Origin of the sequence: Pseudarthrobacter naphthalenicus, from assembly GCF_029076445.1 — a bacterium.
Lineage (GTDB): Bacteria > Actinomycetota > Actinomycetes > Actinomycetales > Micrococcaceae > Arthrobacter > Arthrobacter naphthalenicus.
Genome location: NZ_JARESG010000001.1, coordinates 150,557 through 169,238, shown reverse-complemented (window position 1 = coordinate 169,238; position 18,682 = coordinate 150,557). Strand labels below are relative to the sequence as shown.

The 18,682-nt window shown below is 62.8% G+C and carries 25 protein-coding genes; 1 reads left to right on the top strand and 24 read right to left on the bottom strand.

What is annotated here, in order from left to right:
* Positions 1-43: 43 nt before the first annotated feature.
* The 22 genes from PY310_RS00830 to rpsJ form a co-directional block, all read right to left on the bottom strand.
* Positions 44-613 carry an adenylate kinase gene (locus tag PY310_RS00830; RefSeq protein WP_275212481.1) on the bottom strand — a complete coding sequence of 190 codons (570 nt, stop codon included), beginning with the start codon at positions 611-613 and terminating at the stop codon, positions 44-46.
* A 5-nt stretch (positions 614-618) separates the two neighbouring features.
* A complete protein-coding gene (secY, locus tag PY310_RS00825) occupies positions 619-1,929 on the bottom strand; it encodes a preprotein translocase subunit SecY (RefSeq protein ID WP_275212250.1) in 1,311 nt (436 codons plus the stop codon).
* 216 nt (positions 1,930-2,145) lie between these two features.
* The gene (gene rplO / locus PY310_RS00820) at positions 2,146-2,640 is read right to left on the bottom strand and encodes a 50S ribosomal protein L15 (protein WP_275212249.1); all 495 of its coding nucleotides are present in this window, start codon (positions 2,638-2,640) and stop codon (positions 2,146-2,148) included.
* On the bottom strand, positions 2,641-2,847 hold the full coding sequence (rpmD, locus tag PY310_RS00815; protein WP_190987316.1) for a 50S ribosomal protein L30: 207 nt from the start codon (positions 2,845-2,847) through the stop codon (positions 2,641-2,643).
* A 3-nt stretch (positions 2,848-2,850) separates the two neighbouring features.
* Positions 2,851-3,582, bottom strand: coding sequence for a 30S ribosomal protein S5 (gene rpsE, locus PY310_RS00810; protein ID WP_275212248.1), 732 nt, complete (start codon positions 3,580-3,582; stop codon positions 2,851-2,853).
* Positions 3,579-3,962: a 50S ribosomal protein L18 gene (gene rplR / locus PY310_RS00805; protein WP_058931720.1), complete on the bottom strand. Its 384-nt coding sequence runs from the start codon at positions 3,960-3,962 to the stop codon at positions 3,579-3,581. The genes rpsE and rplR overlap by 4 nt, the downstream gene beginning before the upstream one ends.
* A gap of 2 nt (positions 3,963-3,964) precedes the next feature.
* A complete protein-coding gene (gene rplF / locus PY310_RS00800) occupies positions 3,965-4,501 on the bottom strand; it encodes a 50S ribosomal protein L6 (protein WP_275212247.1) in 537 nt (178 codons plus the stop codon).
* Between the two features lie 18 nt (positions 4,502-4,519).
* Complete coding sequence (gene rpsH, locus PY310_RS00795) at positions 4,520-4,918, bottom strand: 30S ribosomal protein S8 (RefSeq protein ID WP_018773673.1); 399 nt, start codon at positions 4,916-4,918, stop codon at positions 4,520-4,522.
* A gap of 92 nt (positions 4,919-5,010) precedes the next feature.
* Positions 5,011-5,592: a 50S ribosomal protein L5 gene (rplE, locus tag PY310_RS00790; protein ID WP_275212246.1), complete on the bottom strand. Its 582-nt coding sequence runs from the start codon at positions 5,590-5,592 to the stop codon at positions 5,011-5,013.
* Positions 5,592-5,951 carry a 50S ribosomal protein L24 gene (gene rplX / locus PY310_RS00785; RefSeq protein WP_024366125.1) on the bottom strand — a complete coding sequence of 120 codons (360 nt, stop codon included), beginning with the start codon at positions 5,949-5,951 and terminating at the stop codon, positions 5,592-5,594. Before rplX ends, rplE begins: the two co-directional genes overlap by 1 nt.
* A 3-nt stretch (positions 5,952-5,954) precedes the next feature.
* Positions 5,955-6,323 (bottom strand): 50S ribosomal protein L14, encoded by a 369-nt coding sequence (gene rplN / locus PY310_RS00780; RefSeq protein WP_024366126.1) that lies wholly within the window; start codon positions 6,321-6,323, stop codon positions 5,955-5,957.
* 685 nt (positions 6,324-7,008) lie between these two features.
* Positions 7,009-7,317, bottom strand: coding sequence for a 30S ribosomal protein S17 (gene rpsQ / locus PY310_RS00775; protein WP_275212245.1), 309 nt, complete (start codon positions 7,315-7,317; stop codon positions 7,009-7,011).
* On the bottom strand, positions 7,314-7,643 hold the full coding sequence (gene rpmC, locus PY310_RS00770; RefSeq protein WP_275212244.1) for a 50S ribosomal protein L29: 330 nt from the start codon (positions 7,641-7,643) through the stop codon (positions 7,314-7,316). Before rpmC ends, rpsQ begins: the two co-directional genes overlap by 4 nt.
* Before the next feature lie 2 nt (positions 7,644-7,645).
* Positions 7,646-8,062 carry a 50S ribosomal protein L16 gene (gene rplP / locus PY310_RS00765; protein WP_190987321.1) on the bottom strand — a complete coding sequence of 139 codons (417 nt, stop codon included), beginning with the start codon at positions 8,060-8,062 and terminating at the stop codon, positions 7,646-7,648.
* Positions 8,063-8,896 (bottom strand): 30S ribosomal protein S3, encoded by an 834-nt coding sequence (rpsC, locus tag PY310_RS00760; protein ID WP_190987322.1) that lies wholly within the window; start codon positions 8,894-8,896, stop codon positions 8,063-8,065.
* On the bottom strand, positions 8,897-9,262 hold the full coding sequence (rplV, locus tag PY310_RS00755) for a 50S ribosomal protein L22 (protein ID WP_003803798.1): 366 nt from the start codon (positions 9,260-9,262) through the stop codon (positions 8,897-8,899).
* A gap of 38 nt (positions 9,263-9,300) precedes the next feature.
* Positions 9,301-9,582, bottom strand: coding sequence for a 30S ribosomal protein S19 (gene rpsS / locus PY310_RS00750; RefSeq protein WP_011692805.1), 282 nt, complete (start codon positions 9,580-9,582; stop codon positions 9,301-9,303).
* Between the two features lie 12 nt (positions 9,583-9,594).
* Positions 9,595-10,434 carry a 50S ribosomal protein L2 gene (gene rplB / locus PY310_RS00745; RefSeq protein WP_275212243.1) on the bottom strand — a complete coding sequence of 280 codons (840 nt, stop codon included), beginning with the start codon at positions 10,432-10,434 and terminating at the stop codon, positions 9,595-9,597.
* A 29-nt stretch (positions 10,435-10,463) separates the two neighbouring features.
* Positions 10,464-10,769 (bottom strand): 50S ribosomal protein L23, encoded by a 306-nt coding sequence (gene rplW, locus PY310_RS00740; RefSeq protein WP_090950936.1) that lies wholly within the window; start codon positions 10,767-10,769, stop codon positions 10,464-10,466.
* On the bottom strand, positions 10,766-11,389 hold the full coding sequence (gene rplD, locus PY310_RS00735) for a 50S ribosomal protein L4 (protein ID WP_190987323.1): 624 nt from the start codon (positions 11,387-11,389) through the stop codon (positions 10,766-10,768). Before rplD ends, rplW begins: the two co-directional genes overlap by 4 nt.
* 4 nt (positions 11,390-11,393) lie before the next feature.
* Positions 11,394-12,044, bottom strand: coding sequence for a 50S ribosomal protein L3 (rplC, locus tag PY310_RS00730; protein ID WP_108599010.1), 651 nt, complete (start codon positions 12,042-12,044; stop codon positions 11,394-11,396).
* A 17-nt stretch (positions 12,045-12,061) separates the two neighbouring features.
* On the bottom strand, positions 12,062-12,370 hold the full coding sequence (gene rpsJ, locus PY310_RS00725) for a 30S ribosomal protein S10 (RefSeq protein WP_038464699.1): 309 nt from the start codon (positions 12,368-12,370) through the stop codon (positions 12,062-12,064).
* Between the two features lie 456 nt (positions 12,371-12,826).
* Between rpsJ and PY310_RS00720 the strand changes: the two genes are divergently transcribed.
* The gene (locus PY310_RS00720; protein ID WP_275212242.1) at positions 12,827-14,263 is read left to right on the top strand and encodes a GH1 family beta-glucosidase; all 1,437 of its coding nucleotides are present in this window, start codon (positions 12,827-12,829) and stop codon (positions 14,261-14,263) included.
* Between the two features lie 7 nt (positions 14,264-14,270).
* Here PY310_RS00720 and PY310_RS00715 read toward each other — a convergent pair whose 3' ends face one another.
* Together PY310_RS00715 and PY310_RS00710 are read right to left on the bottom strand one after the other, a co-directional pair.
* Positions 14,271-14,396, bottom strand: a complete 126-nt coding sequence (locus PY310_RS00715) for a hypothetical protein (RefSeq protein WP_275212241.1) — start codon at positions 14,394-14,396, stop codon at positions 14,271-14,273.
* Between the two features lie 30 nt (positions 14,397-14,426).
* Positions 14,427-18,446 carry a hypothetical protein gene (locus PY310_RS00710; protein ID WP_275212240.1) on the bottom strand — a complete coding sequence of 1,340 codons (4,020 nt, stop codon included), beginning with the start codon at positions 18,444-18,446 and terminating at the stop codon, positions 14,427-14,429.
* Positions 18,447-18,682 lie beyond the last annotated feature (236 nt).

Below are 18,682 nucleotides of genomic sequence, written 5' to 3'. Positions count from 1 at the left end.
CTCCCGGAATCCGGGAGGAGCCTCGAATAACTTAGTGGCCTGTTCAGGCGGCCTGAGCCGCCTTGATGGCTTCCATGACGCGGTCGGTGACCTCGTCGATGCCGCCGATGCCGTCAACCCGGGTCAGGATGCCGCGCTCGGCATACTTCGCCACAACCGCTTCGGTCTGCTCGTGGTAGAGGTCCAGGCGGTGGCGGATCACGGCTTCGTTGTCGTCGCTCCGGCCGGTTTCCTTGGCCCGGCCCAGAAGGCGCGCCACGAGTTCTTCATCGTCGGCGGTGAGCTGGAGGACGACGTCGAGCTTGTCCGCGCTGGCGGCCAGGATTTCGTCGAGGTAATCCACCTGCGCGGTGGTGCGCGGGTAGCCGTCCAGGAGGAAGCCGTTGTCGACGTCGGACTCGCTGAGGCGGTCGCGGACCATCTTGTTGGTCACGCTGTCCGGAACGAAGTCGCCGGCATCCATGTACTTCTTCGCTTCAATGCCAAGGGGGGTTTCGCCCTTCACATTGGCGCGGAAGATATCACCGGTGGAGATCGCCACAACACCGAGGCGTTCGGAGATACGTTCCGCTTGGGTTCCTTTACCGGAGCCGGGCGGCCCAATAATCAACATTTTTGTCATCGCAATAGCCCTTCGTAGTGACGTTGCTGTAGTTGCGCATCTATTTGCTTGACAGTTTCAAGGCCAACGCCCACCATGATCAGGATCGAGGTGCCACCGAACGGGAAGTTCTGGTTCGCGTTGATCAGTACCAGTGCAATCAACGGAATCAGCGCCACGAAGCCCAGGTAGATGGCACCGGGAAGCGTGATTCGTGAGAGTACGTACTGCAGGTAGTCCGCGGTCGGTTTACCGGCACGGATACCCGGAATGAAACCGCCGTACTTTTTCATATTGTCGGAGACCTCTTCAGGGTTGAAGGTGATCGCGACGTAGAAGTAGGTGAAGAACACGATCATGGCGAAGTACAGCGCCATGTAGATCGGGTGGTCTCCTCGGGTCAGGTTGTTGTTGATCCACTCAACCCACGGCTGCATCTGCTCGCCGGCCTTGGGCTGGTTGAACTGTGAAATCAGCCCCGGCAGGTACAGCATGGAGGACGCGAAGATCACGGGGATCACGCCCGCCATGTTCACCTTGATGGGGATGTAGGTGCTGGTTCCACCCACCGTGCGGCGTCCGATCATGCGCTTGGCATACTGCACCGGGACGCGGCGCTGGGACTGCTCCACGAATACCACCAGGGCCACTGTCACCAGGCCGATGGCCAGAACCAGGAAGAAGGTTCCGGGTCCCTGCGAGGTCCAGATGGCACCGAGCGAGGTGGGGAACTGGGCCGCGATGGAGGTGAAGATGAGCAGCGACATACCGTTGCCCACACCCTTTTCCGTGACCAGCTCGCCCATCCACATGATGAGTCCGGTGCCCGCGGTGAGGGTGATGATGATCAGGATCGTGGTGATGATGCTGCTATCAGGAATGATAGGCAGCGCACAGCCCGGCAGCAGCTGGCCTGAACGCGCCAGCGACACCAGCGTCGTTGCGTTCAGCAGGCCGAGGGCAATGGTGAGGTACCGGGTGTACTGGGTGAGTTTGGACTGCCCGGAGGCGCCCTCCTCGTACAGCTGCTGGAAGCGGGGAATAACCACCCGGAGCAGCTGCACAATGATGCTGGCCGTAATGTACGGCATGATGCCCAGGGCGAAGATGGACACCTGAAGCAAGGCACCGCCGCTGAACAGGTTGACGAGCTGGTAGAGCCCGCCTGCCGTCTGACCGTTCTGCAAGCATTGCTGGACATTCTGGTAGTTCACACCAGGCGAGGGAATGAAGGCACCCAAGCGGAAGATTGTGATGATTCCCAGCGTGAACAACAACTTGCGTCGCAGATCAGGCGTGCGAAAGGCCCGGCCAAATGCGCTAAGCAAGCGTCCTCCTGTGTTGTATAGGGGGTGGTGTGATGGGTCTCAATAATCCCAACAACCGAGTCTAACGGGTGGATGGGTCCTGCGAATAATCCTTAGGGGCGCCCGGGCGACGGGCGGCGGGAAATATTCGGCGGGCGGATGTGAAAAAACTCCCGGCGTGCAGGGCCCTGAGGTCCTGCACGCCGGGAGTTCACAACGGGCGTCAGCCCACCGGCTCTAGAGAGCGGTGGTGCTTCCGCCTGCTGCAGCAATCTTGTCCGCGGCGCTGGCCGAGAAAGCGTGGGCGGTGACGTCAACCTTGACGGTGATGTCGCCGGTGCCCAGCACCTTGACGGGCTGGTTCTTGCGAACGGCACCCTTTTCGACCAGGTTCTCCACGGTGACAGTGCCACCTTCGGGGAACAGCTCGTTGAGCTTGTCCAGGTTTACAACCTGGAACTCAACGCGGAACGGGTTCTTGAAACCGCGCAGCTTCGGCAGGCGCATGTGCAGCGGCAGCTGGCCGCCGGCAAAGCCAGCCTTGATCTGGTAGCGGGCCTTCGTACCCTTGGTACCGCGACCGGCGGTCTTACCCTTGGAACCTTCACCACGACCAACGCGGGTCTTGGCGGTCTTGGCACCCGGAGCGGGACGCAGGTGGTGGACCTTCAGAGCGTTCTGCTTCTCAGCAGCGGCGCCCTGTGCCTTCTCAGCAGTGTTCTTCTCTGCCATTTACTTCGCCTCCTCTACCTTTACCAGGTGCGGAACCGTGTTGAGCATTCCAACGGTCACGGCGTCGGCGGTGCGGACAACGGTGTGTCCGATCCGCTTCAGGCCGAGGGACCGAAGGGTGTCGCGCTGGTTCTGCTTGCCGCCAATGACGGACTTGATCTGAGTGATCTCCAACTGGGAGTCGGAGGGAATCAGGTTCTTAGCCATGACTTAGACACCCGCCTTCTGGTTCAGGATTGCCTTCACCATTGCCGGCGGAGCAACCTCGTCGAGGGGCAGGCCGCGGCGTGCTGCCACTGCTGCCGGCTCTTCGAGGCGCTTCAGGGCATCAACGGTCGCGTGAACGATGTTGATGGCGTTTGCGGAACCGAGCGACTTGGAGAGGATGTCGTGGATGCCCACGCACTCCAGTACTGCACGGACCGGGCCACCGGCGATAACACCGGTACCGGCGGAAGCCGGACGCAGCATTACGACGCCTGCGGCAGCCTCACCCTGAACGCGGTGCGGGATGGTGTTGCCGATGCGGGGAACGCGGAAGAAGGACTTCTTGGCCTCTTCGACGCCCTTCGCGATTGCGGCAGGAACTTCTTTAGCCTTGCCGTAGCCAACGCCGACCATGCCGTTACCGTCACCAACGACGACCAGGGCGGTGAAGCTGAAGCGACGACCACCCTTGACCACCTTGGAAACGCGGTTGATGGTGACAACGCGTTCGATGAACTGGCTCTTCTCAGCTTCACGGCCGCCGTCGCGGCCGCCACGGCCACCACGGTCGCCGCGGCCCTGGCCACGGTCTCCACGCTCGCCACGACGAGCGCCACCACGGCGGTCGTCGGCAGCGGCTGCGGGAGCAGTGGTCTCAGTGGCCGGAGCAGCTACGGCTTCAGTCGCCTTCTGATCTGCAGACACAGTGTCCTTTTCCTTGTTTGCTTCCGTCACAGTGACAGCCCACCTTCACGTGCGCCGTCAGCGACAGCAGCAATCCGGCCGTGGTACTTGTTACCACCGCGGTCGAAGACAACTGCTTCGATACCGGCAGCCTTCGCACGCTCGGCGACGAGCTCGCCAACGCGCTTGGCCTTGGCGGTCTTGTCGCCTTCGAATGCACGAAGGTCGGCTTCCAGAGTGGACGCGCTCGCTACGGTCAGGCCCTTGGTGTCATCGACAACCTGGACGAATACGTGGCGTGCGGAACGGTTGACGACCAGACGAGGACGAACAGCCGTGCCGGAGATGCGCTTGCGGATACGAAGCTGGCGGCGGCTGCGCGAAGCAGACTTGCTCTTGTTCGTACGCTTCTTATTAATTGAGATGGCCATGGTTACTTACCAGCCTTTCCGACCTTGCGGCGGATGACTTCGCCTGCGTAGCGAATGCCCTTGCCCTTATAGGGGTCCGGCTTCCGCAGCTTGCGAATGTTGGCAGCAACCTCGCCGACCTGCTGCTTGTTGATACCTGAAACAGAGAGCTTGGTCGGGGTCTCAACTGCAAAGGTGATGCCGTCCGGTGCGATGACATTGACCGGGTGGCTGTAGCCGAGAGCGAACTCAAGGTCAGATCCCTTGGCCTGAACGCGGTAACCAGTACCAACGATTTCAAGCTTCTTCTCGTAGCCCTTGGTTACGCCCTCGATCATGTTCGAGATCAGGGTGCGGGTCAGGCCGTGGAGTGAACGGGAGGCGCGCTCGTCGTTCGGGCGGGCGACGGTCAGGGTCTCTGCTTCCAGGGAAACCTCGATCGGGCTGGCCACAGTGTGGTTCAGCTCGCCTTTGGCACCCTTGACGCTGACGACAGAGCCGTCAACCTTGACCTCAACGCCGGCGGGAACGGTGATGGGGAGACGTCCAATACGTGACATTATTCTCTTCCTTTCCCGTTACCAGACGTAGGCGAGGACTTCGCCGCCCACGCCCTTCTTGCCGGCTTGCTTATCAGTCAAGAGGCCGGAAGAGGTGGACAGGATTGCGACACCCAGGCCACCGAGCACGTGCGGGAGGTTGGTGGACTTTGCGTAAACACGCAGGCCCGGCTTGGAAATACGGCGAACACCAGCGATTGAACGCTCACGGTTCGGACCGAACTTGAGCTCGAGGGTCAGCTTCTTGCCGACTTCAGCGTCTTCTTCTTTCCAGGAGGCGATGTAACCTTCGGCCTTCAGGATGTCGGCAACGCGTGCCTTGAGCTTGCTGTACGGCATGGTCACGGAATCGTGGTATGCCGAGTTTGCATTGCGCAGACGCGTAAGCATGTCTGCGACAGGATCTGTCATTGTCATGGTGGGCTCGTGCCCTTCCTCATAACGGTTTCCTCGGTCCGGCCTCTGCAGGAACTGCAGGGCTGCACCGAAGGACCTGTTACGTAGTTAGATTAGTCTTCGGCCTTGAACGGGAAACCAAGCGCCTTCAGCAGCGCGCGGCCTTCGTCATCGGTCTTGGCAGTGGTGACAACCGTGATGTCCATGCCGCGGGTGCGGTCGATGGAATCCTGGTCGATTTCGTGGAACATAACCTGCTCGGTCAGACCGAAGGTGTAGTTGCCGTTGCCGTCGAACTGCTTGCCACTGAGGCCGCGGAAGTCGCGGATACGGGGCAGAGCCAGCGTGACCAGACGATCCAGGAATTCCCACATGCGGTCTCCACGCAGAGTTGCGTGTGCGCCGATGGGCATGCCTTCGCGCAGCTTGAACTGTGCGATCGACTTGCGGGCCTTGGTTACCTGCGGCTTCTGGCCGGTGATCGCGGTGAGATCGCGGACAGCGCCGTCGATCAGCTTGGAGTCCTTGGCGGCATCTCCAACACCCATGTTCACAACGACCTTCACCAGGCGGGGAACCTGGTTGACGTTGGTGTACTTGAATTCCTCAACGAGCGTGCTCTTGATGGATTCGGCGTACTTGGTCTTCAGACGAGGAACGATCTTCGCTGCCGGAGTCTCGAGAGTCTCAGTCATTAGATGTCCTTCCCGGAGCTCTTGGCCACGCGTACACGCACTTCGCGCTTCACGCCATCGCGCTCAACGGTCTCGGTGCGGAAACCGACGCGGGTGGGCTTCTTGGTGGACGGGTCAACCAGAGCCACGTTGGAGATGTGGATCGAAGCTTCAACAACCTCGATGCCACCGGTCTTGGTGCCGCGCTGCGACTGACCGACCTTGGTGTGCTTGGTTACGCGGTTAATGCCTTCAACCAACACGCGGTTGGTCTCGGGGAATACGCGCAGAACCTTGCCCTGCTTACCCTTGTCGCCGCCGCGCTCAGCCTTGGCGCCAGTGATGACCTGAACGAGGTCACCCTTTTTGATCTTAGCCATGGACTAGAGCACCTCCGGAGCCAGAGAAACGATCTTCATGAACTTCTTGTCACGGAGTTCACGACCAACCGGTCCGAAGATGCGGGTACCGCGGGGGTCACCGTCAGCCTTCAGGATCACAGCTGCGTTCTCGTCAAACTTGATGTAGGAACCATCCGCACGGCGGCGTTCCTTCTTGGTACGGACGATGACTGCCTTAACAACATCGCCCTTCTTTACGTTGCCGCCCGGAATTGCGTCCTTGACGGTAGCGACGATGACGTCGCCAATGCCTGCGTAGCGACGGCCAGATCCACCGAGAACGCGAATGGTAAGGATTTCCTTAGCACCCGTGTTGTCGGCGACCTTGAGTCGCGACTCCTGCTGAATCACTATTTACTCCTTGCGTCGCGCCGGTTCTCAGGCCGAGGTCTTGCTACGGAATGAGCCTTGCGGAACGGTTGATCGGGGTGTCTCTTGACCTGCCTGGATTTTGCCAGACCAGGCCTAAACTCCCGTGCCAAAAACATTTGCTTCCCAGGCGGTTTCGGACAGGTCCGAAGCGCTAGGGGGCACTATGCCGTGGCACGATTGTTTACGAGGTTGATGTCGGCGCACGAACGGCGCCATACAAACTCAAAATCTTAGCACAGATCGGGCCAGCTCCCATATCACACCCCAGGCAGTCCCTGCCAGCCATGCGGGTGGACGTTCGACGGCGGTGCCCGCTGCGCAGCCCCGCCCCCCGCAGGTGCCGTTCCCGGCCAACGCGGCCCGCCGCCGTCGGACGCTCTCTCACTTAATGTGCCTTTTCGGGCAACGCTCGCTCACTCTCTTCAGGAAAGTGAGCGAGCGTCCGCCAAAAACCCGCATTAAGTGAGAGAGGGTCCCGGATCTGGGAGGCGGGCGGCGGGGAGGCGGGCGGCGGGGAGGCGTGGGAACCGGGGCGGCGCGGCGACGGCGTCACGCACGGCACGCTTTTGGCGTAGCTTGGGTGCCCCCCGGAATGCGAGGAAACCCCCGCTCCCAAAAGGGAACGGGGGTTTCCGGTGCAGGACCTGCAAGCAGGCTGCGGGTGTTACTTGGCCTTTTCGAGGATCTCGACCAGGCGCCACCGCTTAGTAGCGGACAGCGGGCGGGTCTCGGCGAGGAGAACGAGGTCGCCGATGCCGGCGCTGTTCTCTTCGTCGTGAGCCTTGATCTTGGTGTTGCGGCGGATGACCTTGCCGTAAAGGGCGTGCTTTACGCGGTCCTCAACCTGGACAACGATGGTTTTTTCCATCTTGTCCGAGACCACGTAGCCGCGCTTCGTCTTACGGTCACCGCGCTCGGCAGCGGTAGCTGCCGCGGAAACAGTTTCCGTCACGTTCTCGTCCTTTTCACTCACTTGGCATCCTCCTCGGTCTCAACCGTTTCAGCCTTGTCGGCCTTCTTGGTTGCAGCCTTCTTGGACTTCTTCTCTTCCTTGGCTTCCACAACGGGTGCGGCAACCTCGGCACGAATGCCCAGCTCGCGCTCACGGAGAACGGTGTAGATGCGTGCGATGTCCTTCTTTACCGCGCGCAGACGACCGTGGTTCTCCAGCTGACCGGTGGCGGACTGGAAACGCAGGTTGAACAGCTCTTCCTTAGCCTTACGGAGCTCTTCAACGAGGCGCTCGTTGTCGAACGTGTCCAGCTGTGCGGATGCAAGTTCCTTGGATCCTACTGCCATTTCTATTCACCACCTTCGCGACGCAAAATGCGTGCCTTCAACGGGAGCTTGTGGATTGCCAGGCGCAGGGCCTCGCGAGCTACCGATTCTTCGACGCCGGAGATCTCAAAGAGAACCCGTCCCGGCTTGACGTTAGCGACCCACCACTCCGGTGAACCCTTACCGGAACCCATGCGGGTTTCGGCCGGCTTCTTCGTGATCGGACGGTCCGGGTAAATGTTGATCCAGACCTTGCCGCCACGCTTGATGTGGCGGGTCATCGCGATACGGGCAGACTCGATCTGACGGTTCGTGACGTATGCCGGGCTCAGGGCCTGGATGCCGTACTCACCGAAGGAGACCTTGGTGCCGCCCGTAGCAGCGCCGGAACGACCCGGGTGGTGCTGCTTACGGTGCTTGACTCGACGTGGGATAAGCATTTAAGCCTGTCCTCCTTCTACTGCAGCGGGTGCAGCCTCAACTGCCGGAGCCTCGGCAGCCGGAGCTGCCTCTGCTGCCGGACGGTCGGTACGACGACGGCGGTCACCACGGTCAGCGCCACCCGGGCGGCCCGGACGATCGCTGGGGCCGCGGCCGCGGGACGGAGCAGCAGCTGCCTGCTGAGCCAGTTCCTTGGCGGTGACGTCGCCCTTGTAGATCCAGACCTTCACGCCGATGCGGCCGAAAGTGGTCTTGGCCTCGTAGAAGCCGTAGTCGATGTTCGCACGGAGGGTGTGCAGGGGCACACGGCCTTCGCGGTAGAACTCCGAGCGGGACATTTCAGCGCCGCCCAGTCGACCGGAGCAAGCGATACGGATGCCCTTGGCACCTGCACGCTGTGCGGACTGCATGGCCTTCTTCATCGCACGGCGGAAAGCCACGCGGGAAGTCAGCTGCTCAGCAACGCCCTGGGCAACAAGCTGAGCTTCCATCTCGGGGTTCTTGACCTCGAGGATGTTCAGCTGAACCTGCTTGCCCGTGAGCTTCTCAAGCTCGCCGCGGATGCGGTCTGCTTCAGCGCCGCGGCGGCCGATAACGATGCCGGGACGTGCCGTGTGGATATCCACGCGGACACGGTCACGGGTGCGCTCGATTTCGACCTTGGCGATACCGGCGCGCTCCATGCCCGTGGACATGAGCTGGCGGATACGGATGTCTTCGCGAACGAAGTCCTTGTACCGCTGTCCGGCCTTGGTGCTGTCAGCAAACCAGTGCGATACGTGATCGGTGGTGATGCCGAGTCGGAACCCGTGCGGGTTAACTTTCTGTCCCACTTAGCGAGCCTCCTCTTTCTCCGGGGTAGCGACTACCACGGTGATGTGGCTCGTGCGCTTCTTGATCTGAAATGCACGACCCTGGGCTCGCGGCTGAAACCGCTTCATGGTCGGGCCTTCATCAACAAACGCTTCGCTGATGATGAGGTCACCTTCGTCAAACGCCACGCCGTCGCGGTCCGCGAGGACCCGGGCGTTGGAGATTGCCGACTGAACTACCTTGAATACCGGCTCTGAAGCTGCCTGGGGGGCAAACTTCAGAATTGCCAGAGCCTCATTCGCTTGCTTACCACGAACAAGGTTGACGACGCGCCGGGCCTTCATAGGCGTTACGCGGATGTGACGCGCAATTGCCTTGGCTTCCATTGCTTTCCTTCTCTCGTCTTTGACGTAAGTGCAGGCGCCTAGCGGCGCTTGCCCTTACGGTCGTCCTTGACATGGCCGCGGAATGTCCGCGTGGGAGCGAATTCGCCGAGCTTGTGCCCGACCATCGACTCAGTGACAAACACCGGAATGTGCTTGCGTCCGTCGTGTACGGCGATCGTGTGCCCGAGCATGTCGGGGATGATCATCGAACGGCGGGACCAGGTCTTAATGACGTTCTTGGTGCCCTTTTCGTTTTCCCTGTCCACCTTCACAAAGAGGTGCTGGTCAACGAAAGGACCTTTTTTCAGGCTGCGTGGCATGTGTCCAGGCTCCTATCGCTTGTTCTTGCCAGTACGACGACGACGCACAATAAGCTTGTCGCTCTCTTTGTTCGGGCGGCGGGTGCGGCCCTCACGCTTACCGTTCGGGTTGACGGGGTGACGTCCACCGGACGTCTTACCCTCGCCACCACCGTGCGGGTGATCAACCGGGTTCATGGCGACACCACGGACGGTCGGGCGAACGCCCTTCCACCGCATGCGGCCGGCCTTGCCCCAGTTGACGTTCGACTGCTCGGCGTTGCCGACCTCGCCGATGGTTGCGCGGCAGCGCACATCAACGTTGCGGATTTCGCCGGAAGGCAGACGCAGCTGGGCGAAGCGGCCTTCCTTGGCAACAAGCTGGATCGATGCGCCGGCGGAGCGGCCCATCTTGGCGCCGCCACCCGGACGCAGTTCAACTGCGTGGATTACGGTACCCACCGGGATGTTGAGCAGGGGCAGGTTGTTACCGGGCTTGATGTCAGCACCGGAACCTGCCTCAACAACGTCACCCTGGGAGAGCTTGTTAGGGGCGATGATGTAACGCTTGGTGCCATCAACGTAGTGCAGGAGGGCGATACGAGCCGTGCGGTTCGGATCGTACTCGATTTCGGCAACGCGGGCGTTGACGCCGTCCTTGTCGTGGCGACGGAAGTCGATCAGACGGTACTGGCGCTTGTGTCCACCACCCTTGTGACGAGTGGTGATCTTACCGGTGTTGTTACGGCCGCCCTTTTTGGGCAGCGGACGTACCAACGACTTTTCCGGAGTCGACCGCGTGATTTCGGTGAAGTCCGCTACGCTCGAGCCACGACGGCCCGGTGTAGTCGGCTTGTACTTACGGATTCCCATAGTTTATTTCCTCGTTAAAGTGGTCTCCGCTACGAGAGCGGACCGCCGAAGATGTCGATGGTGCCTTCTTTGAGGCTCACAATTGCACGCTTGGTGCTCTTGCGGGTACCCCATCCGAATTTGGTGCGCTTGCGCTTACCGGCACGGTTGATGGTGTTGATCGATTCGACCTTGACGGAGAAAATCTTCTCCACGGCCAGCTTGATCTCGGTCTTGTTCGAGCGGGGGTCCACCAGGAAGGTGTACTTGCCCTCATCGATCAGGCCGTAGCTTTTTTCCGATACGACGGGTGCAAGCACGACGTCGCGCGGGTCTTTGATGGTGGCTGCACTCACTTGGCATCCTCCTCGTTCTTTGCTACTGCCTTGTCAGCAACGAATGCTTCGTAGGCAGCCTTGGTGAAGACAACGTCGTCAGAGACGAGTACGTCGTAGGTGTTCAGCTGGTCTGCGTACAGAACGTGAACACCGGCGAGGTTGCGCACGGAAAGTGCTGCAACGTCGTTGGCGCGCTCGATGACAACCAGCAGGTTCTTGCGCTCGGAAACTCCGCGCAGCGTTGCCAGTGCGGTCTTGACGGACGGCTTGGTGCCCTCCACCAGTTCAGCGACAACGTGGATGCGACCGTTGCGTGCCCGGTCAGACAGTGCGCCGCGCAGTGCAGCAGCAATCATCTTCTTGGGGGTGCGCTGGCTGTAGTCCCGCGGTGTGGGACCGTGGACAACGCCACCACCGGTCATGTGAGGAGCACGGATTGAACCCTGACGGGCGCGGCCGGTGCCCTTCTGCTTGAACGGCTTGCGACCTGCACCTGAAACTTCGGCGCGGGTCTTGGTCTTGTGGGTACCCTGGCGAGCAGCAGCGAGCTGGGCAACGACGACCTGGTGCAGCAGCGGCACGTTGGTCTGAACGTCGAAGATCTCTGCAGGCAGGTCAACCTTGACAGTGCTAGTCATTGAACTAGGCTCCCTTCACGGCGGTGCGTACGAGTACGACCTGGCCGCGGGCGCCGGGGACGGCACCCTTGATCAGGAGCAGCGACTTCTCGACGTCAACTGCGTGAACCGTGAGGTTCAGCGTGGTGTGACGAACGGCGCCCATGCGGCCGGCCATTTTCATGCCCTTGAAGACGCGGCTCGGGGTGGATGCGCCACCGATGGAACCGGGCTTACGGTGGTTCTTGTGGGCACCGTGGGAAGCTCCAACGCCGTGGAAGCCGTGACGCTTCATAACACCGGCGAAGCCCTTACCCTTGGTGGTGCCAATAACGTCGATCTTCTGGCCGGCTTCGAAGAGCTCAACAGACAGCTCCTGGCCCAGCTCGTAAGTGTCAGCATCTGCAGTGCGCAGTTCGACGACGTGGCGGCGAGGCGTGACGCCTGCCTTTTCAAAGTGACCAGCCAGCGGCTTGGTAACCTTGCGGGGATCGATCTGGCCGTAGCCAATCTGTACAGCGACGTAGCCATCAGTGTCTGCGTTGCGCAGCTGGGTGATGACGTTCGAATCTGCCTGGACCACAGTGACGGGGATGAGCTTGTTGTTCTCGTCCCAGACCTGGGTCATGCCGAGCTTCGTGCCCAGCAGGCCCTTTACGTTACGGGTTGCGGTCATAGTCTCTCAGCACCTCCCTACAGCTTGATTTCGATGTTCACGTCGGCCGGCAGGTCGAGACGCATAAGCGAGTCAACAGCCTTCGGCGTGGGATCGATGATGTCGATAAGACGCTTGTGCGTGCGCATTTCAAAGTGCTCGCGGCTGTCCTTGTACTTGTGCGGAGAGCGGATTACGCAGTAGATGTTCTTCTCCGTAGGCAGCGGCACAGGGCCAACTACCGTTGCGCCTGCGCGCGTGACCGTCTCAACGATCTTCCGTGCTGAAACGTCAATGACCTCGTGGTCATATGACTTCAGCCGGATGCGGATTTTTTGTCCCGCCATGTCGCCTGACTCTCTTTCAGTTAGTGCTGCTCTGAGTAGGGCTGCTCTGTTCACTATTCGTGTTGCATGTGGCTGCCGAAGCATTTGAAGTCTGAACTACCACCCGCCGCACAAGCTGAATCCGGATGAATCCGGGTTCCTCAACCTGCCGACGTAACCCGACCCCCGCGGTCGGGCGTGTCGCGTTTAGCACGCATACAAATCCGCAGTTCCATGGGGAGTGGGTTATGTTTGGGCTTCCACTTGGACCCTGACACCCGGCATTATCCGGATCGGGACACGAAGAAGCGCTTGAACAACTCATCTAGTATGCCGGATATTATCTGCAGAAGCGAATCTGCGGCCCGCTCCCCCAAGTAGGTAGCGCTAACTGTCGCTATGGGGCGTCAAAACGACAGTTAGTGCTACCCAGTTGAGGTCATTGCCTTCGTCAACTTCCGAATGGATGATGGGGGGATGACCGTCGAAGATGGCGTTTCCATCCAGGATTTGGCCGGCCGCCTGCCCCGGACCTTCACTCTGGGAGTGGCGGCGGCCGCGTTCCAGATCGAGGGCGGCCTGGCCGCCGGCGGCCGGGGCCCTTCCGGCTGGGACGCCTTCGTGGAAAAGCCCGGGGCCATCCGTGACGGTCACTCACCGGCGGTGGCCTGCGACCATTACAACCGCTCGGCTGAAGATGTAACGCTCATGCGGGAACTCGGCGTCGATTCCTACCGCTTTTCCATTTCCTGGCCGCGGATCCAGCCGGACGGCCGCGGTGCTTTCAACACGCAGGGCCTTGACTTCTACGACCGCCTGATCGACCAACTCCTTGAAGCCGGCATCTCCCCCATGGCCACGTTGTACCACTGGGACACGCCCCTGCCCTTGGAGCACGGCGGGGGCTGGATGAACAGGGTCACCGCGGAACGGTTCGCCGAGTACGCAGCGGCGGCCGGCGAGCGTTTTGGGGATCGGGTGGACCAGTGGGTCACGCTCAACGAACCGGCCTCCGTTGTGCTGAACGGCTATGCCCTGGGTACCCACGCACCCGGGCGCTATCTTCTCTTCGACGCCTTTCCCGCCGTGCACCACCAGCTCCTGGCCCACGGGCTGGCCACTCAGGCGCTCCGGGCCGAAGGTGTCCGGGGCGGGATAGGCGTGACGAACCTGCACTCCCCTGTCAGGGCCGCCACCGGAAAGATTGCCGACAGGGTTGCCGCCAAGGTGTTCGACCTGATGCTGAACCGGATCTATGCCGACCCCATCCTTTTGGGCCGCTACCCCTTCGCGCTACGGTTCACGAAGCCATGGGTGCGTTCGCTGCCCAGGATTTCCGACGCCGACCTGCGCACCATCCAGCAGCCTGTGGACTTCTATGGTGTGAACTACTACCAGCCGGTGAAGGTCGCCGCCGGGCAGGGCACTGGCGATGACCTGACGGTGCCGGCCGAAGCGATGACCAGGATCCCCGCGCATCAGGTGCCGTTTGAAGAGTACGAGACAACGGGCTTCGGTTGGCCTGTCGCTCCGGACCATCTGGGGATCCTTCTGCGGGAACTGAAAGACCGCTACAAAGAGGCCCTGCCGCCCATCTACATCACGGAAAGCGGTGCCAGCTTCCCTGAGCCGGACCACGTCACGGGCCCCGTGCCGGACCAGCCGCGGATCGATTACATCGCCGGACATCTACACCACGCGATGGAGGCAACCGCACCCGGGGGCATCGCTGAAGATGTCGACCTACGCGGCTACTACGTCTGGACGCTGATGGACAACTTTGAATGGGCGGCCGGGTATTCGCAGCGTTTTGGCCTGGTCCACGTGGATTTTGACACGCAGGAGCGGACCCCGAAGGAGTCCTTCTATTGGTACAAGGCACTCAGCCTGGCCCGGAAACCGCTGGCCGGCTGAGGCCCGCCTACTGGTTCTTGTTGGCGCGGTTGATGCGTTTGGCGCGGTCGATCTCGTTGCGGAAATGCTTTTTGGCCCAGAACACTCCCGCAACAACGGCAGCCGCGATGATCAGAAAAATCAGCCATCCCATGATGAACTCCTCTCGCTGCTAGCAACAGTATCAGTGCCGGCCGGAGGGTTCCTTGTGGTCCCCGGAGCGGGTGGTATCCGCGGGATCCGGCCCCGCTTCCGGTCCGGCATCGGTTGCCCCGGCTGCCGTGCCGCGGTTCAGGCGCCAGACGGCAAAGGCGATAAGTCCCACGGCAATCACTGCCAGCAGCAGGAACGTGTAATGCCTCATCGCCCAGAGGATGCACGCCGCCACCCCGGCCGCACCCCACCAGACAAACAGCCGGTCACCGGCCATGAGCCCGGCCACCAGCAGCAGCGCCAGCATGACCAGCACCCACAACTGTTGCGCACCCGTTCCCCCGAACACGACGGCCAAGGCACCCGCTGACAACAACGCGGCGGCGGCACCCACCACAAACCGCCCGGCCCGCCTATGTCCGGAGACGTACCGGAATCCGCCGAGGACGGCGCCCAGGACCACATACCATTGAGCCGCCCAGAACGGATCCGGCATGCCGGCAGGCCACCGACCGCTGAGCGTGGCCGGCGTATCAGGCGCGTCCGGCATATCGAGCGCAAAGAGGGCGGCACGCTGGACCGCCGCAGTCAGCACCAAAGCGCCCAGCTCCAGGGAGATCCGCCGCGCCTTGGCGGGTGCCTCCCGGTAAGCAATGACGACGGCGGCAGCCAGGACCGCTGCGGCCGTCCAGGAAGTGGCGTCGTGCCTTATTCCGGCCACGGCCGCCAGAACCAGGCCAAGGAAGGCGCCGCCGGCAAGCGACCAGCGCCGCACCGGGTCACCTTGCCATGGCCCGGCGTCGGAGGAGACCGCACCTGTTGGGTAAGCGTCCAGTGCATTGGCGCGAATCAGCCGCCCCGCATAGAGCGCGGCTGAAGCCGCGCCCGCACCCGCCAACCAGGGCAGGAACTCAGCCCACGTACCGCCGGAGTGCGGGAGGATCTCCCCCGCCAGCGCAATGGCGCCCCACTGGGTGGCCAGTGCTGCCGGCGCGTACAGCAACGCCTGGTTTGCGAGGTGCGACGCCGCAAACAACACCACGGCAAGAACCAGAACCGCAGCAGCTGTCACCCAGGCCGCCGCCAACGGGGACACGAGCAGGCCTGCGCCTGCGAAGGCCCCCGCCGAAACCAGCCACAACCAATGCTCAATATCCCCGGGGTCCACCTTCCGCGCGCGCTCCAGAACTCCGGCCACGACCGCCAGCAAGGCCACAGAGAGCAGCACCATTGCGGTCCCGGCGTGGCTCAGCACGGCTGAGACCAGGAAGGTCCCCCCAAACGTGATCAGCGGACCCAGGGCGAGCACGCCGAACAGTGCCGCGTACACGGCGAAGTAAAGGGACCCCCGGGCCGCGAACAGTCTGCGGGCCACGGCTGCGGAGACAAAAAGCAGGAGCAGCTCAAGCAGCGCTACCCAGCGGCCGCCGTCGTCATCCACCGCCCGCAGCGCGGCGGTCCGTTGACCCGCCACGTACACGAGCGGCAGGATCGCCTGCCCTGCCAGCGTGATCCAGACCGCGGCCTGCTGGAAGGGAACTTCAGCCAGCCGCTTGCGCATCACCCACCGGATACCATGCTGGGCGGCAAGTACGAGGGCAAAGGTCACCGAGACCGCAGTGACGGAGGCCCCGATGTCGTAGCTCAGCACCAAGGCCAAGCCGGCGGTCAGCACCCGGGCTGCAACGAAATACCAGCCCTTCCAGGCACGCCGCGGCTCAGCCACCACCATCAGGGCGGCATACACCGCGAAAATGCCCAGGACCAGTTCGACCGTCAGGAGGCTTTCGCCGCTGAAAGCCAGCAGGGAGCCGAGGGTGAAGGGCGCCAGCCAGACCGCCGCCGCCTCACCGCGCAGGACGTATCCCGACCCGGCGGCGCCCAGGCCCGCGAGCACTGCAGCGGCCGCGGGCTGCCATTCTGCCGTCCCGGCCTGAGCCAGGGTGGCTGCGGCCACCAGCTGCAGGAGGATCACTCCGGCAGCATCTGCGGCAATCCCGCGGGGAGCACGACGTCGGCCTGCCGCCACCAGCGGCAGGCACAGCTGCAGTGCCAGGACCGTCACGAGGACCATGGCCGGGACCACCACCTCGCCGGCGATGACCACGGGGCCGGCGTCCCGTTGGAGCTGGTGAAAGGCCGTCAGGGCCAGGACCGTTCCCGCCGCCCGGGCGAGCCACCAGTAAACCCAGCGGTGCTGACGCAGCGGCAGGCGCACCGCTGTCACCGCCAGATATGCCACCAGCAACAGCAGCGTTACGTTTCCGGCAGTCTGCGAAACGGACTGGAAGGCAACAGCAACAGCTCCCGCGGACGAGGCAAGCGGCAGAGCCTCCCATATGGTCGCGTGCCAGTCCTTCTCCATTGCAGGCCGGGGAAGCATCATGGCCCCGACGCCGCACGCCGCCAGCAGTTGGACCCCCACGGCGACGGCCGTCAGGGGGTGGCCCGGTGACGCTTCCAGCAACGGCAAGCCGGTCAGGACCAGTGCTCCGGCGGCACCGAATGCCCCGAGGCTCGCCTGCGGGGCAAAGGCTGCCACCCCGGAACGTTGCAGGAGGGCGGTGAAGACTTGCTGGCACACCAGTGCTACTAAGAGGGCGAACGCCGAGGCTTCATCCCGCCCCGGTACCTGCCCCATCACGGCCGCCACCGTCACGGGTACAGCCAGGGTGAGGGCCGCCCGGGCGCCGAGAACATGACGTCCGCGGGTCATCCCCGCCGAGAAGGCTGCGCGGGCTGCCCAGTAACCCGAGCCGAGAAAAAGCATCACGGTCAGCGGCCACATGCCCATGGAGCCGCTCGCCAGCCCCGCCAGGCCAAGGGCAGCTACGGGCGCCCACTCGGTGCGGCCGTGCCATCTGGCTGCAAGCACCATACCCGCCAGCAGTGAGCAGGCCACCGGAATCCACAGCGGTACTGCCAGCTCCCTGGCCGCGAGATTTTCGTGCACAAATCCCTGGACAAAGCCGGCGACCTCGCGGGCCACCCCGAAGGCCGCCGTGGCCACCAGTTGAAGCCCAAACGTGATGATGGCATCGGTCCGCCAGCGTGCGGCCGCCCCGTTTCCGGAGACGGGACCTATCGCAGGACCCTGGGAAGCCGGCTGAGTTGCGGCGCTGTGGCCGTCACTTTTCACGGCGGCAAATACCGCTGCCCGCCGGGCGGACAGGTATGCAACGCCAAATACCTGGACGGCAAGCAGGATGCTGGCTGTCAGCAAGGCGTCACTCCCCCGGCCGGTCAAAGCCCAGAGGCCGACGGCGGCCGCAACAGTCAGGGCAGCCCGTGCCGCATAGAAGTTACGCAGGCGCCACGGCCCCGGGAGCACGGACATCAAGGCAAAGTAGACCCCGCAGAGCGACAGGATCAACGCGTACTCCGCCTTCTCCAAGTACAAAGGGACGCACGTGGCAGCCGCGGCCACGGCCGGAACCACGTAGGGGTGCAGGATCATGAGCGGCCTGACATACACAGGCGGCAGCCACCGGGGCCGAGCCAGGGTCAGTGCCGTGAGAGCTGCAGCAACACCTATCAGCGATGCGAAGTACCAGACCAGGGCGCCGCCCAGGACGGAGACGCCGGAGAAAGCAGTGGAGGCGACGAAGGTCAGCGAGAGGTACACCAGCACCCGGCTCTCAAGCCTGACGGCCGCCGCCACGTAGGCGACGGTGCCCACCAGCGACGTCAAGAGCCAGGCAGCTGGACCGTTCGGCAGGGCAAAGTTGTACAGCGCCAGACCGGCCACCGGAACCAGGGCAAGGCCGGTGCCGGTAAACGCCACGGCGGCCGGCCTGAGCCGCGGCACCCTTGCATGGAGTACAAAGCCCGCGCCGTAGAACAGCGCCGTAACACTGACGACGCCGGCAAACCGCATGGTGGGCGGGAGGCTGGTGCCAATGAATAATGCCGCGGCGGCCACGAGGAGGAGGCTGGCAACGTACAGGGTGATGTTGATGTTTTGGCGGTCACGCTTTTCACGCCGCGCCTGGCGTTCGGCAGGGGTCTCCGGGTAGTCCCGGAAGGACGCGGCCGGAGATCGCGGTGGCACCGGTGGTGAGCCCGGGGCCAAAGAAGGGGCCAAGGAAGGGGCCGGGGAAGGGGCCGGGGACGGCGTCACCGGCGCCGGCCGCGAAGGCAACGCAGCGGCGGATGGCGTTGACGGCCTCGCGTCCTGAACCGGCCGCGGAGCCACGCGGGCATCAGGTTCCTGTCCCCCAGCGGCCTGCACCTTGGCCATGGCGTCAAGCCACCCTTGCAGATGCCCTGCCCGGTAGCCCGCCTCAT